Consider the following 13713-nt stretch of genomic DNA (forward strand, 5'->3'; position numbering starts at 1 on the left):
TTAACGAGATGAAAAAGCTGGGAAAAGAGTACAGTAATATGGTCATGGTGGCATGACCATATTACTGGGGATCCCTCAGCCCACCGGGAGAGGGAATAAACACTAAAAACGGCAACATGCGTTGCCGTTTTGCTTTTACCTGTCCCAGTACGCCTCTTCGAGGCTGTCTTCCCTTTCCGGCAGGCCACGCGTTAAGCGCGGGGAGTGCTGGTTCAGCACCTGATAACTGACGCGGTTCGCGTATTTACACACCTGCGCCAGCGACGAATAGGTGAGCCAGCTGAACTTATGTTTGCTGGAATTCGGCACGTTGGTTTTGTGGTAGGCATTGGCGGTGATGTCATGCAGCAGCGCCGCCAGCGCGCCGTCGCCCGCGCCGTTGGTGTTCATGATCTTCTCCGGGCCGCCCATGTACGGGGCGATGTGCGAGTAGATCCGCAGCGGATTAACACAGTCTTTATAACGCATGCCACGGCTGAACTCATACTGGTTGAACTCGGCGATGGCGCCAGGCAGTAGCGGATGCTGAGTTTTGCGTTTGCTCTCTTCTTCCGTGAAGCCTGCCATATACAGCCCTACCGGTCCGGCGGTGCAGAGCACCAGATCCACCCAGTCCAGCGCTTTATCGGAGGCCAGCAGCGGATCGCTCTCGCCGGTGAGGGCCTCAGCTTCTTCTTCGTTCATCGCCAGAATCGAGACATGCTCTTTCAGGAAGGCCTGCCACCACTCCGGGTTGTCGGCAATCACAAATTTCGTTCCCAGCGTCAGGACCACCGGCACATCGTACTTTTTCGCGTACTCAATCGCCTTCATGGTGGCTTCCGGCATCGGCTCGCCCGGCTTGCAGCGCACCAGGTAGGAGGTGAGCACCAGCGCCGACGCGCCCGCAATCACCTCTTCGGGAATACTCTCGGCACGCAGCTTGTTCATGTGGCCAGGGCTGATGGCAAAGGTACGCTCGCCGGATTCACCGATCAGCGTAAAGCAGCGGCCAATGGGGCCGTCGACACCCTGCAGATAGTTAAGATCGGTACGGCTGGAGGTATTGCACAGGTAACGGTAGGCGTAGCCACCAATTTCGATGTTGCTGCACATCACGCCGAGCAGCACTGAGCGGTCGTCTGCCAGAACGGAGTAGTTGTGCATGGTATTGCCGATGGTGCCACCGGCAAACTGATGGGTGATCAGGTTGTCACGCACCAGCTCCTGATAGAGCGCCTCAGCAACGTCGTCTTCGATCACCAGCGAGTGGCCGGCGCTCAGACCGTAACGGGCGACAAACGCATCATCCACTTTCGCTTCAATGTCCACCAGCGTCTGATCGATACCGACGACCCATGCCGCGCTGGTTTCATTTTCAGGCTGGATTTGCTGCAGGAGCGGATCGCGGGCATCAACAGGGAAGTAGTGTTTGGATTTGCGTTTACCGGGAAATTTCATGGTCTGAACTGTGCATAGAATATGGGCCGGGAATGGTAGCACAAACCCGGCCCAGAGTGCGATCAGCGGCTGTTGGTCACCAGCGAGACCATCATGTCGATATGTTCCGGAGCGTCGTTAAGTGCCGGAATGTACTCGTACTTCTCACCGCCAGCCTCAAGGAAAAACTCCCGGTTTTGCACCGCGATCTCCTCCAGCGTTTCCAGGCAATCGGCCGAAAAGCCTGGGGACATTACCTGAATATGCTTCACGCCTTTCTCGCCGAGCATTTTGAGGGTTTCGTCCGTATACGGTGTCAACCACGGCTCGCGACCAAAGCGCGACTGGAAAGTCATCATCACCTTCTCCGGCGGCAGGCCGAGCGCGGACACCAGCTCACGCGTGGTATCGCGACAGCGCTGCGGATAATCATCCCCTTCGTTAGCGAAACGCTGCGGAATGCCGTGATAGGACAACAGCAGCAGATCCGGCTCGCCGTGTTTTTCAAACGACGCGCGGGCACTGCTGGCAAGCGCTTTGATATAGAGTTCGTTATCGGCGTAGTCGCGTATAAAGGTCACGCCCGGAATGCGGCGGCGGGTCGCCAGAATGCGGGCCAGTTCGTCCCACACCGCAGCAACCGTCGAGCAGGAGTACTGCGGGTAGAGTGCCAGCACCACAATGTGCTCAACCCCCTGCGCCAGCAGCGCGTCGACCGCACTTTCCAGAGACGGTTTGCCATAGCTCATGCCGAGTGCGACAGGCATATCCGGCAGGCGGGCAGCCAGCGCTTTCTCCTGACGACGGCTGTAGACCATCAGCGGCGAGCCCTCTTCCATCCAGACAGACTGATAGAGTTTGGCGACGCGCGGTGAACGAATGGGCAGAATCACGCCACGCAGTAATGGCCACCACAGCAGTCTTGGGGTATCCACAACGCGCGTGTCGCTTAAAAATTGTCGCAGATAGCGTTTTACCGCTTCTGGCGTAGGTGCTTCTGGGGTGCCCAGATTGGCAAGCAGGATGCCGGTTTTCGCCTGACTCATTCACGCCTCTTAACCATTTGAATGGTTGTCAATTGTAGCGGAAATGCGTTTAAACGGAACCCATTGCTGTAATAGGTAAGATGAGAAATATTCTCACCCGGGGACCCGGGTGAGAGCAGTGCGATTAGCCGAGGATTTTTTCCAGCTCTGCACGAACGTCAGCCACGGCTTTGGTGCCATCAACTTTCGCGTATTTGGTGTTACCCGCCTGCGCTTCTTTGGTGTAGTAGCCGATCAGCGGCGCAGTCATCTGATGGTATTCCACCAGGCGCTTACGCACGGTCTCTTCCTGATCGTCTTTACGGGTGGTCAGCTCTTCGCCGGTTACGTCGTCTTTACCTTCAACCTTAGGTGGGTTGAATTTAATGTGGTAAACGCGGCCAGAAGCAGCGTGCACGCGACGACCAACGATACGGTCAACGATCAGCTCGTCTGGTACGTCGAACTCCAGCACGTAGTCTACGTTGATGCCCGCTTCTTTCATGGCGTCAGCCTGAGGAATGGTGCGTGGGAAGCCGTCCAGCAGGAAACCGTTACGGCAGTCTTCCTGAGCAATGCGCTCTTTGACCAGAGCGATAACCAGCTCGTCGGTCACCAGTTTGCCAGCGTCCATGATGTCTTTCGCTTGTTTACCCAGCTCAGAGCCAGATTTAACAGCGGCGCGCAGCATATCACCGGTGGAGATTTGCGGAATACCGTATTTCTCCATGATGAACTGAGCCTGAGTTCCTTTACCCGCGCCCGGAGCGCCAAGCAGAATAATACGCATTGCGAAAATCCCCTCAAAAGTCGATTCAATTTTTCAAAAGCGCTAAACAATACCACCAGAACGGATGCGGCTCAAGGAAGGCGGGAAGGCTGAAACGGTTAATGGGGGGAGATAATTTGGGGGAATGCGGTCTGGTGCCCTCACCCCGGCCCTCTCCCACGGGGAGAGGGAGAAGACCAGGGGAGGCGTGGTCAATTACGCCAGCAGCAGCGCATTCACACGTTTAATGAAGAGGTTAGGATCTTCCAGCGTGCCGCGCTCGGCCAGCAGAGACTGATCCAGCAGCAGTTCAACCCACTCGGCAAAGCGGGTTTCGTCCTGGGTATCCGCCGCGCGTTTCACCAGCGGGTGATCCGGGTTCAGCTCGAAGATATATTTCACTTCTGGCATCGCCTGACCTGCCGCGGCGAACAGTTTCGCCATCTGGGTACCCATTTCGTCCGCATCGGTAGTCACAATTGCCGGAGTATCGGTCAGACGGTGGGTGAAGCGCACCTCTTTCACACGGTCGCCCAGCAGGGTTTTCACGCGCTCAACGAACGGCTCCAGCGCCTTCTCGGCTTCTTTCGCGCTTTCATCCACTTCATCCGCCAGCTTGTCGATGGATTCATCGGCTTTGGCAACAGACTGGAATGGCTTACCGTCGAACTCGGTCAGGTAGTTCATCATCCACTCGTCGATGCGGTCAGAAAGCAGCAGCACTTCGATACCTTTCTTACGCAGCAGCTCCAGGTGCGGGCTGCTCTTCGCCGCGGCGTAGCTGTCGGCGGTGATGTAGTAGATCTTCTCCTGCCCTTCTTTCATGCGGGAAACGTACTCTTCCAGCGACACGGTCTGCGCGGAGGAGTCAGTGTGCGTAGAGGCAAAGCGCAGCAGTTTGGCGATCGCTTCTACGTTCGCGGTATCTTCCGCCGGGCCTTCTTTCAGCACCAGGCCAAACTGCTTCCAGAAGGTCTGGTATTTTTCCGCGTCGTCTTTCGCCAGTTTTTCCAGCATCTGCAGCGTACGTTTGGTCAGCGCGTTACGCAGGTTGCGGGTCACGGTGCTGTCCTGCAGAATTTCACGGGAGACGTTCAGCGGCAGATCGTTGGAATCTATCAGGCCACGGACAAAGCGCAGGTAGTTCGGCATGAACTGCTCGGCGTCGTCCATGATGAAGACACGCTGAACGTAAAGCTTCAGACCGTGCTTGTGATCGCGGTTCCACATATCCCACGGTGCCTGCGACGGGATATACAGCAGGCTGGTGTACTCCTGCTTACCTTCCACACGGTTATGGCTCCAGGTCAGCGGATCGGTAAAGTCGTGGGCGATGTGTTTGTAGAACTCGTTGTATTCGTCGTCCTTGATTTCAGCCTTATTGCGCGTCCACAGGGCCTGCGCCTTGTTGATTTTCTCCCAGGAGACCACGGTTTCACCGTCTTTCTCTTCCTGTTTTTCAATCTCAACCGGCAGGGCAATGTGGTCGGAATATTTGCTAATGATGGAGCGCACGCGCCAGTCGTTCAGGAAATCGTCTTCGCCTTCACGCAGGTGCAGGGTGATTTCGGTGCCGCGATCCGCTTTGGTGATGTCATCAACGGTGTATTCACCTTCACCTTTAGATTCCCAGAACACGCCGTTTTCCGCGCTGTCGCCCGCCGCACGTGTACGCACGGTCACTTTGTCCGCCACGATAAACGCCGAATAGAAGCCCACACCGAACTGGCCGATCAGCTGGCTGTCTTTCGCCTGGTCAGAGCCCATAGATTCCAGGAACGCTTTGGTCCCGGATTTGGCGATAGTCCCGAGGTGGTCGATCACCTCGTCGCGGTTCATGCCGATGCCGTTATCGGCGATGGTCAGGGTACGGTTCTCTTTATTGAAAGAGACGCGCACGCGCAGCTCGCCGTCGCCTTCATACAGATCCGGGTTAGACAGCGCGCGGAAACGCAGCTTGTCCGCCGCATCGGAGGCGTTGGAAATCAGCTCACGCAGGAAGATTTCTTTGTTGGAATACAGGGAATGGATCATCAGGTGCAGAAGCTGTTTTACTTCTGACTGGAAACCACGGGTTTCTTGTCCTTTCATCTAAGTCGACCTCAACAATGCCATTTAATGGGGTTGTAAAACGTTGAGGGAGAGATGGGGATAAGCAGGGAAATTTTCAAGCGGAGGCTGCGAATGCCGCCTCCGTTTGGTCAGAAAATAATCTTGTGACGTCCGGCCAGAGAGTGCGACAGCGTGGTGCCGTCAACCATCTCCAGCTCGCCGCCAACCGGCACGCCGTGAGCGATACGGCTGGCGTCAACGCCGTACTGCGCGCACAGCTCGGCGATGTAGTTGGCGGTTGCCTCCCCTTCCACCGTGGGGTTGGTGGCGAGGATCACCTCTTTGATGGTCTCGGACTCCAGACGCTGTTCAAGGCGATCAAGACCGATATCATCCGGGCCAATACCGTCCAGCGGGGAGAGATGCCCCATCAGCACGAAATAGCGGCCAGAAAACTGCCCGGTTTGTTCGATGGCATAGATGTCCGCCGGACTCTCCACCACGCAAATCTGACCGTTCTCCTGACGACGCGGATTCGAGCAAATATTACAGACGTCCTGCTCGGTAAAAGTACGGCAATCCGCACAGTGACCAATTTCTGACATGGCGCGGGTCAGAGCCTGCGCCAGGCGCATCCCGCCGCTGCGGTCGCGCTGCAATAGCGTAAACGCCATACGCTGCGCCGACTTCGGGCCTACGCCCGGCAGGCAGCGCAACGCTTCCATTAACTGCGTGAGCAGCGGACTGGTTTGCATCAGAACGGCATCTTGAAGCCCGGCGGCAGTTGCATACCGCTGGATACAGAGGCCATTTTCTCTTTCTGGGTTTCGTCGATACGGCGAGCGGCATCGTTGAACGCGGCTGCAACCAGATCTTCCAGCATCTCTTTGTCGTCTTCGAGCAGGCTTGGATCGATTTCAACGCGGCGGCAGTTATGCGCACCGTTGATGGTCACCTTGACCAGACCGGCACCGGATTCACCCGTGACTTCCAGCTGAGCGATCTCTTCCTGCATCTTCTGCATTTTTTCCTGCATCTGCTGAGCCTGCTTCATCAGGCCACCCAGACCGCCTTTTCCACCAAACATAGGCTTCTCTCTCTTTCACGTTTAACGATGACAACCGTAAGTCAGACTCACGATCAAATGGGGCGAATACTCTCTTCATCCAGATCGGCGTCGAAGAACCGGCGCAGGGTCTGGATGTTGTTATCCGCAATAATCGACTCACGCGCCTGCGCGAGTTTCTCTTCATAAATGGCCTGGCGCCACTCCAGTGGCGTTCGCACCGCCGGATTATCATCTTCAATGATAGTCAATTCAACCGGTGCACCCTGCAATGTGGCGAGCGCCTCCGCCAGTGCTTTTTGTGCGCCGGGGGAGTTCAGGTGCCGTTGACCGGGACGCAGATGCAGACGCACCTGATTACCGTCCTGCTCTTTCCAGGCATTCAGCGCGACCTGCTCAACCAGCTTAGGCAGTTGCAGTTTACTGACCTCAGCGGCCCAGGCGTCACGCGCGATAGACTCTTCCGCGAGCTTCGCGGAAAGCTCCGGTGTTTTTTCATGCTCCAGCGCTTTCTTCAGCGCTTTTGGCGTGGCGACCTCTTTCTTAACCTCTTCGACGATGGTCGTCGACTTCCAGCGGTAAGCCTCTTCTTTCACCGGGGCTTTTTGCTCGAGCGCGGACGGTGCCGGGCGCGCCTGTACGCGCTCCGTTACCGAGGCCAGTCGTTCAAGCGCGGCGTTGTTAACCGGCCGCGCTCTTCCTGGCGCTGCCGGTTCACTCTTTTTTGGTTTGGTTGCTCCCTGCGCTCGCTGCAACTGGCTGCGGGCGGCAAGCACCGAACTGGTGGCATCCGACAGCGGTACATTTTGCGGCGGCGCTGCCGGCTGTGCTGGCACCTGCTGCGGGGACATCACTGCCGTTGGAGCAGTCGGGGCGAATGACTGCCGGGGCACTTCAGGCTCTGGCAGCGGCATACGCGGGTGGAACGCCAGCGCACGCAGCAGCGTCATTTCAACGCCCATTCTAGGATCCGGCGCAAACGGCAGCTCTTTACGGCCAATCAGCAAGGTCTGGTAATAAAGCTGTACGTCAGCAGGCGGCACGGTTCGCGCAAGTTCACGCATCCGCTGTTCAATGGCCGCCATATCCGCCCCCATTGCTGACGGAGAGAGCTGAAGCATCGCTACACGGTGCAGCAGGCTAAGCATCTCGACCAGCAGGGCTTCCCACTCGACGCCACGTGCTGCAGCGGCGTTCACCAGCGACATGACGCGCTCACCGTTCGCGGCGATCGTGGCTTCAATCAGGGACAGCGCCTGGTCGTCGTCCAGCGTGCCGAGCATGGTGCTGACCGCCTCCGTCGACAGTTTACCGTCACCGCTGGCAATGGCTTGATCCGTCAGACTGAGCGCATCGCGCAGGCTGCCGTCCGCTGCACGGGCCAGCAGTTGCAGGGCGCGCGGCTCGTGGACAATCTTCTCTTCGTCGAGAATGTGTTCCAGCTGAGTACGGATCTGTTCAACGTCCAGCGCCTTCAGATGGAACTGCAAACAGCGCGACAGAATCGTCACCGGCAGCTTTTGCGGATCGGTGGTCGCCAGCAGGAATTTCACATGCGCAGGCGGCTCTTCCAGCGTTTTCAGCAGGGCGTTGAAGCTGTGACGTGACAGCATGTGCACTTCATCGATCAGATAGACCTTGAAGCGGCCACGCGCCGGGGCGTACTGCACGTTATCCAGCAGATCACGGGTATCTTCAACTTTGGTGCGCGAGGCGGCGTCGATCTCGATCAGATCGACAAAGCGCCCCTGCTCGATCTCACGGCAGTTGTCACACACGCCACACGGCGTGGCGGTGATCCCGGTTTCGCAGTTCAGACCTTTTGCCAGCAAACGGGCAATAGAGGTTTTACCGACGCCGCGGGTACCGGAGAAGAGATAGGCGTGATGGATACGACCTAGCGACAAGCCGTTCGCCAGGGCCGTCAGCACATGTTCCTGACCGACAACGTCGGCAAAGGTTTGTGGTCGCCATTTACGGGCTAACACCTGATAACTCATGGGCAGGCTCTGCAACGCTGGAAGGTGAATTAATGGAGGGGAATGCTATCACAACCTCACCCATTGAGCGAGGTTGTGAGAAACGGGATTAATGACCCGGGAAAGGCACCAGGCTGTAGCTGGTAATACCCTGTTTTTCCAGGCGCTGTTCGCCGCCCAGATCGAACAGATTGATGATGAAGGCCGCATCGGTCACTTCACCACCCAGGCGACGAATCAGCTTCACGGTCGCTTCGATAGTGCCACCGGTTGCCAGCAGATCGTCCACCACCAGCACTTTGTCGCCAGGCTTAATGGCATCGACGTGGATTTCCAGCTGATCGGTGCCGTATTCCAGCTCATAGCTCTCCGCGATGGTTTCACGCGGCAGTTTGCGCGGCTTACGCACTGGCACAAAACCTACGCCCATTGCCAGCGCCACCGGTGCGCCAAACAGGAAGCCACGGGCTTCGGTACCTACTACTTTGGTGATCCCGGCGTTTTTATAACGCTCTACCAGCAGTTCAATGCTGAGCGCGTACGCTTTCGGGTCTTCCAGCAAGCTGGTGACATCACGGAAAAGAATGCCAGGTTTTGGATAGTCCTGGATGCTTTTGATGCTGTTTTTCAGATATTCAAGCTGCTGTGCAGTTGCGGTCATCGGTTTGTGCCTAAATGAAACAGTGTTACTCACAGCGCGCAAAGAGGCGGTAAAGGTAACAATTGTTTAACCTTTAACCAGGCGCGCCTGTGCTCGAAAACGGTCGAATTTACTGGCTGCGCGCAATAATTGCAACAGCCATTATAAGGCTTCAGTGCTTTTGTTGCTTTTCATCAACCACGGGGATCCGCCACATGAAGATAAGCAGGCAGGTCAGGATAACCAGCAGCAGGATCCGCACCCACATCATTTTCACCAGCCATAATGAAATGGCGAAGGTGATGAGGATGACTGCAATCGCACGCGGCTTTGCGCCAGGCGGCATGGCCCGGTGTTTCTGCCAGTGGCGCAGATAGCCGCCAAACCACGAGCGATACAGCAGCCAGTGATGAAAACGCGGGGATGAGCGGGCAAAACACCAGGCTGCCAGCAGAATAAACGGCGTCGTGGGCAAAAGTGGCAAAACCACGCCCAAGGTGCCTAACACTACCGCCAGCCAGCCAATGATGATTAAAATAGTACGCTGCATAATGCGAATCGTTATCAAACTGAACGGCTACTTTACCACTGGAGCGCGCCTTGAAAATAGCCCTGCTTTTAGAGACGCTGCAAAATCAGCTCGTTGCCCTGCGCACCCAGGCGTCACCGTTGATGCAGCATGCGACGCTCAAACCGCGCTTTGACCGGCAGTTATTTCATACGCGTAGTACGCTGATGAAAGACTATCTTGATGAGGCGCAGACCAACCTCGACGAACTGCGACAGTCCGTGAATGACGGAAAACATGAGCAGGTGGCCTGGCTTGCGGAGCATCTCACCAGTCAGATCACCGCCCTGCACCGGGAGATCGCAGCCTGGCCCCTGCGTACCTGGGACAGCGCGTCGCCCGGCCTCGGTAAATGGCAGCGCAAACGGCTGGAGCACCAGGAGTTTGAACGCCGTCTGTTTGAGATGAAGCGCGAGCGGGAAGCACGTCTGAACAACAGTGAAACGCTGGAAGAGCAGCAGTTATTGATGCGCGAAATCGACGCGCTGGATGGACGTCTTGTCCGCTGCCGTCAGGCGTTGGATGAGATCGAACGCGTCATTGAACGCCTGACCCGTTAAAAGGAGCCACACATGTCGCTGGAAAATGCCCCCGATGAGGTCAAACTGGCCGTCGATTTGATTATGCTGCTGGAGAATCATGAGATCCCGGCTGAGACGGTGCTGAAGGCACTGGAGATTGTGCGGCGGGATTTTGAGGGAAAGGTGAAGGCCGGTTGCCCTCACCCTAACCCTCTTCCACAGGGAGAGGGAAAATAGTTCAGGCGGGAGTCGGATCGTCACCCTTAATCTCACGCTTCACTTCCGTATGCTCGTCACCTTTCTCGTTATGCAGGTGAACCTCAAGCTGGTTGAAAGCAATATTGATATTGTTTTCACGGCACAGACGGTCGATGGAGCGGTTCAGTTCATCCACGGTGTAGCTGCGATCGCGAAGCTCACGCACGTATAAACGCAGCTCGTGATCCAGCGTGCTCGCCCCAAAGGTGGTGAAGAAGACGTCTGGCGCCGGCTCGTGCATAACCTTTGGATGCTCTTTTGCGGCCTTCAGCAATACCTCTTTCACCTTATCCAGATCCGAACCGTAGGCTACGCCGAGGCGGATCACCACACGCGTCGTCGTATCAGAGAGCGACCAGTTGATCAAACGCTCGGTCACGAACGCTTTGTTAGGGATGATCACCTCTTTGCGATCGAAGTCGGTAATAGTGGTCGCACGAATGCGGATCTTGCTGACGGTACCGGAGAAGGTCCCGATGGTCACCGTATCGCCAATTCGCACCGGACGTTCGAACAGGATGATCAGGCCGGAAACGAAGTTACCGAAAATCTCCTGGAGGCCAAAACCGAGACCCACAGAGAGCGCTGCCGCCAGCCACTGCAGTTTGTCCCATGACACGCCCAGCGAGCCGAAGACTGTCATCGCCCCGACAATAATAATGACGTAGTTGAGGATGGTGGTAATGGCATAGGACGCCCCCTGACGCAGGTTCAGGCGCGACAGCACCAGCACCTCCAGCAGACCCGGCAGGTTTCGAATCAGCGCCCAGGCCACCATCGACGACACCACCGCAAACAGCAGGCTGCCCATGGTGACGCTCTTCATCACCGCAGCGCCTGCTTCGGTCCCGCTGTACTGCCAGAGAGTGATACTGTCGAGATACGCAAAGACAGTAATCAAATCAGACCAGATGGCCCAGAACATCACCGCGAACAGGGCGATCATCACCAGCATGGTGATACGCAGCGTCTGCTGGTTAACCTGCTCCAGCGCGATGGTCGGCTCTTCCTGCGGCTCCGCGCCTTCGGCGCCCTCTTTCACCTGATGCTGACGACGCGCAATGGCGCGGCGATAAGCGATACGGCGAGCCGCCACGCTCAGGCCGCGCAGCACGGTCTGGTAGAGAAGATTCCAGACAATCACCAGATAGACGGTTTCTATCCAGCGGCCGGACAGACGCAGCGTGGTGTAGAAGTAGCCCGTCGCCGTGAGCACCATCAGCGCCAGCGGAATGATTGCCAACACCGTGACGGTGGCGAGGCGCAGGTTGTGGGACTCTTTATCACGCCAGCTATCGCGGCACATCGGCCACATCAGGATGGCAATCAACAGCAGGTTCAGCAGAATGACCAGCTGACCCAGAACGTCATCCATCAGATGCAGCGGAGAAAGCTCGGAAACCACCGACCAGAAGTGCAGCGGCAGGAGCGCCAGGCTGATGCGGACAATCTGACGACGCCAGTGGCTGGTCAGTTGCTGTGGCATATTGAAGTGACGCACCGCCACGCCGTCTTTTTCCAGCACCTTCCAGCACAGACCAAACACCAGCCAGAACAGGGCCAGCTTTTTACTGAAAGCCCACAGCAAATCGCTGACGTTGAGCTGCATGGTGAGCAGGATCAGGCCAACAGCCAGGATGATCAGGCACACCGGCAGCGCGCGAATGAGATCGATCAGAATCGCTTTTGGCGTATGCAGCTGGCTGTCATTTCGCAGTTGCCCCACTTCTGAGGCCAGCTTCGCCTGATAGTTCTTCAGCCATCCCAGACGCCAGCGGATCACGCCCGCAATCAGCAGCAGCGGTAATCCCGCCAGGAAGGCAATCATCACCGCGGGCCAGGCTTTCTCCCAGTTCCCGGTGATTTTCATGCTATTAATCTGCGTTTTCAGCGTTTCGGGGAAGGATTTAACCCAGTCCCAGTCCATCGGCTTGTTGCTGTTAACCCAGAAAATCTGCTGGGTTAAAATCTCCTGCAGACTTTTAGAAACGCTCACCAGCTGCTGCTGGTTGATCTGCAGGTTAATCGCCATCATCAGCTGGTTACCCAGCTGTTTATTGAGCTGGTCAAGCAGCTCGCGGCGCATATCCACCACCTGCAACAGTGCGTCGTGCACTTCCGGGTTCACTTCACTGGAGTGGCCCTCTTCTATTTTGGCGACAAAGGTATCGCTCTGGAAAAGGGCATCGCGCTGCTGGTTGACGTCAAACTGTTCCAGACGTAAATCCGCAATGCGGTTGGTCATGTCCTCCAGCTCGTCGGCAGAGGGCAGCGTCTGCTGTTGCTGGTAAAGAATGCGTGACAGCAGAAGGCTGCCTTTCAGCACCGCAATTTGCTCTTTGATGTTACGTTCCGCCTGGAGCGCGCGGTCCAGCCAGTTTTTAACTTTAATGTTCTGTTGAACCAGCGAGTTACCGTTTTCGGTCGCCTGAATCAGGCGCTCGCTCAGCTGATGGTTCGCGTCGAGCTCCTGCTTCACCAGCGGATTGGCCTGGATGCGGGCGGTTTCGTCCGGCGATACCGCCTCCTGGGCGGTTTTTTCCGTCAGCGTCAGGCGCTTGCTGTTCACCGCCTCCTGCAACAGCTGAAGCTGGTGTTCCAGACGGTTAATGTTGGCGGTCACGTAATCACGCTGTTTTTGTAGCGTGTCCTGCAGCACCGTATTCCCTTCCAGGCTTTTACGCTGCTGTTCAATTTGCGCATTCAGTAACGACTGCTGAACCAGCAGCAGCGTTTGCTGCGTCGGGCGCAGCGTGCCTTCACCCACCGTGGTGCCGTTCAGGCGGTTACGGATTTGCTGCAGCTGCTGAGACGCGGCGTACATCGCGTTTTGTACGCGCTCGGGCTGAGTCTGCAAAGAGACAAGCTGACTGTTGTAGGTGGCGAGATCCGACTGTGCGGTTTGCAGGTCGTCGAGCAGTTGTGCGACGCGTGACTCCAGCTGACGCAGCGACAGCGTTGCCAGCGTTTTGCGCGTTTCGTCGTCGTTATCCACGTCGCTCAGGGCATTTAGCGAATCCGTTGCTTTACGCATGTTTTCAGGCGCCTGCGCCACCTTCTGACGAAGCTGGGTGGTTTCCGCTTTGACGCGCTCAATTTTATCCAGTGATTCCAGCGTTTCCGTCAGATCCTGCTGAACGAGTTTGTCCTGAGGCGTGAGATCTTTTTCTTTATTCAGGGCGTCGAGCTGCGACTGAACATCAGCACGTGATGGAATGTCATTGCCGTTATCGGCGCGGGCCCAGGAAAGCGGTGCCGTTGCGAAGAAAAACAGCGTCGCGAAGAGTAGTGCAAGAACAGGATGTTGCGAGCGATTGGTGTGCAGCATAGTCGTGAGTGATGTCAGAAGATGACCGAAAATAGTCCGGCGTGCAGAATATCACGCTCGCCTGAAGCAGAATAGCGCGAACGTGAGC

The 13713-nt window shown here is 56.7% G+C and carries 12 protein-coding genes and 1 other annotated feature; of the genes, 2 read left to right on the forward strand and 10 right to left on the reverse strand.

Going from position 1 to position 13713, the window contains the following annotated elements; all coding sequences use genetic code 11:
- Positions 1-135: 135 nt before the first annotated feature.
- From AX755_RS08695 to AX755_RS08735, 9 genes are all read right to left on the reverse strand, one after another.
- A complete protein-coding gene (locus AX755_RS08695) occupies positions 136-1440 on the reverse strand; it encodes an inosine/guanosine kinase (protein ID WP_020685011.1) in 1305 nt (434 codons plus the stop codon).
- Between the two features lie 62 nt (positions 1441-1502).
- A complete protein-coding gene (gene hemH, locus AX755_RS08700) occupies positions 1503-2465 on the reverse strand; it encodes a ferrochelatase (protein WP_013095900.1) in 963 nt (320 codons plus the stop codon).
- A gap of 124 nt (positions 2466-2589) precedes the next feature.
- Complete coding sequence (adk, locus tag AX755_RS08705) at positions 2590-3234, reverse strand: adenylate kinase (RefSeq protein ID WP_006809841.1); 645 nt, start codon at positions 3232-3234, stop codon at positions 2590-2592.
- 195 nt (positions 3235-3429) lie between these two features.
- A complete protein-coding gene (gene htpG / locus AX755_RS08710) occupies positions 3430-5304 on the reverse strand; it encodes a molecular chaperone HtpG (protein ID WP_023620089.1) in 1875 nt (624 codons plus the stop codon).
- Positions 5305-5414: 110 nt separating this feature from the next.
- The gene (recR, locus tag AX755_RS08715) at positions 5415-6020 is read right to left on the reverse strand and encodes a recombination mediator RecR (RefSeq protein ID WP_013095898.1); all 606 of its coding nucleotides are present in this window, start codon (positions 6018-6020) and stop codon (positions 5415-5417) included.
- The gene (locus tag AX755_RS08720; protein WP_003858972.1) at positions 6020-6352 is read right to left on the reverse strand and encodes a YbaB/EbfC family nucleoid-associated protein; all 333 of its coding nucleotides are present in this window, start codon (positions 6350-6352) and stop codon (positions 6020-6022) included. The genes recR and AX755_RS08720 overlap by 1 nt, the downstream gene beginning before the upstream one ends.
- A gap of 53 nt (positions 6353-6405) precedes the next feature.
- Complete coding sequence (gene dnaX / locus AX755_RS08725) at positions 6406-8331, reverse strand: DNA polymerase III subunit gamma/tau (RefSeq protein ID WP_045902399.1); 1926 nt, start codon at positions 8329-8331, stop codon at positions 6406-6408.
- Positions 7012-7076, reverse strand: a sequence feature (DnaX frameshifting element). Its footprint overlaps the gene before it by 65 nt.
- Before the next feature lie 88 nt (positions 8332-8419).
- Positions 8420-8971 (reverse strand): adenine phosphoribosyltransferase, encoded by a 552-nt coding sequence (gene apt / locus AX755_RS08730; RefSeq protein WP_000127359.1) that lies wholly within the window; start codon positions 8969-8971, stop codon positions 8420-8422.
- Between the two features lie 151 nt (positions 8972-9122).
- Positions 9123-9500 carry a DUF454 family protein gene (locus AX755_RS08735; RefSeq protein ID WP_013095896.1) on the reverse strand — a complete coding sequence of 126 codons (378 nt, stop codon included), beginning with the start codon at positions 9498-9500 and terminating at the stop codon, positions 9123-9125.
- A 50-nt stretch (positions 9501-9550) separates the two neighbouring features.
- Between AX755_RS08735 and priC the strand changes: the two genes are divergently transcribed.
- Positions 9551-10078, forward strand: coding sequence for a primosomal replication protein N'' (gene priC, locus AX755_RS08740; RefSeq protein ID WP_038982799.1), 528 nt, complete (start codon positions 9551-9553; stop codon positions 10076-10078).
- A gap of 12 nt (positions 10079-10090) precedes the next feature.
- Positions 10091-10276: a pleiotropic regulatory protein RsmS gene (gene rsmS / locus AX755_RS08745; RefSeq protein ID WP_023620091.1), complete on the forward strand. Its 186-nt coding sequence runs from the start codon at positions 10091-10093 to the stop codon at positions 10274-10276.
- A 1-nt stretch (position 10277) separates the two neighbouring features.
- Here the strand turns inward: rsmS and mscK are convergent, their stop codons facing one another.
- Positions 10278-13625, reverse strand: a complete 3348-nt coding sequence (gene mscK, locus AX755_RS08750) for a mechanosensitive channel MscK (RefSeq protein WP_062856619.1) — start codon at positions 13623-13625, stop codon at positions 10278-10280.
- Between the last annotated feature and the right edge of the window lie 88 nt (positions 13626-13713).

It is taken from the genome of Enterobacter sp. SENG-6, assembly GCF_001605945.1.
In the GTDB taxonomy this organism is placed as follows: Bacteria; Pseudomonadota; Gammaproteobacteria; order Enterobacterales; family Enterobacteriaceae; genus Enterobacter; species Enterobacter cloacae.

What these genes read in the sequence shown, in the direction of transcription:
- apt (WP_000127359.1), bottom strand. Translation starts at nt 8,971, where the DNA reads ATGACCGCAACTGCACAGCAGCTTGAATATCTGAAAAACAGCATCAAA.
- rsmS (WP_023620091.1), top strand. Translation starts at nt 10,091, where the DNA reads ATGTCGCTGGAAAATGCCCCCGATGAGGTCAAACTGGCCGTCGATTTG.
- AX755_RS08735 (WP_013095896.1), bottom strand. Translation starts at nt 9,500, where the DNA reads ATGCAGCGTACTATTTTAATCATCATTGGCTGGCTGGCGGTAGTGTTA.
- AX755_RS08720 (WP_003858972.1), bottom strand. Translation starts at nt 6,352, where the DNA reads ATGTTTGGTGGAAAAGGCGGTCTGGGTGGCCTGATGAAGCAGGCTCAG.
- adk (WP_006809841.1), bottom strand. Translation starts at nt 3,234, where the DNA reads ATGCGTATTATTCTGCTTGGCGCTCCGGGCGCGGGTAAAGGAACTCAG.
- hemH (WP_013095900.1), bottom strand. Translation starts at nt 2,465, where the DNA reads ATGAGTCAGGCGAAAACCGGCATCCTGCTTGCCAATCTGGGCACCCCA.
- htpG (WP_023620089.1), bottom strand. Translation starts at nt 5,304, where the DNA reads ATGAAAGGACAAGAAACCCGTGGTTTCCAGTCAGAAGTAAAACAGCTT.
- recR (WP_013095898.1), bottom strand. Translation starts at nt 6,020, where the DNA reads ATGCAAACCAGTCCGCTGCTCACGCAGTTAATGGAAGCGTTGCGCTGC.
- dnaX (WP_045902399.1), bottom strand. Translation starts at nt 8,331, where the DNA reads ATGAGTTATCAGGTGTTAGCCCGTAAATGGCGACCACAAACCTTTGCC.
- AX755_RS08695 (WP_020685011.1), bottom strand. Translation starts at nt 1,440, where the DNA reads ATGAAATTTCCCGGTAAACGCAAATCCAAACACTACTTCCCTGTTGAT.
- mscK (WP_062856619.1), bottom strand. Translation starts at nt 13,625, where the DNA reads ATGCTGCACACCAATCGCTCGCAACATCCTGTTCTTGCACTACTCTTC.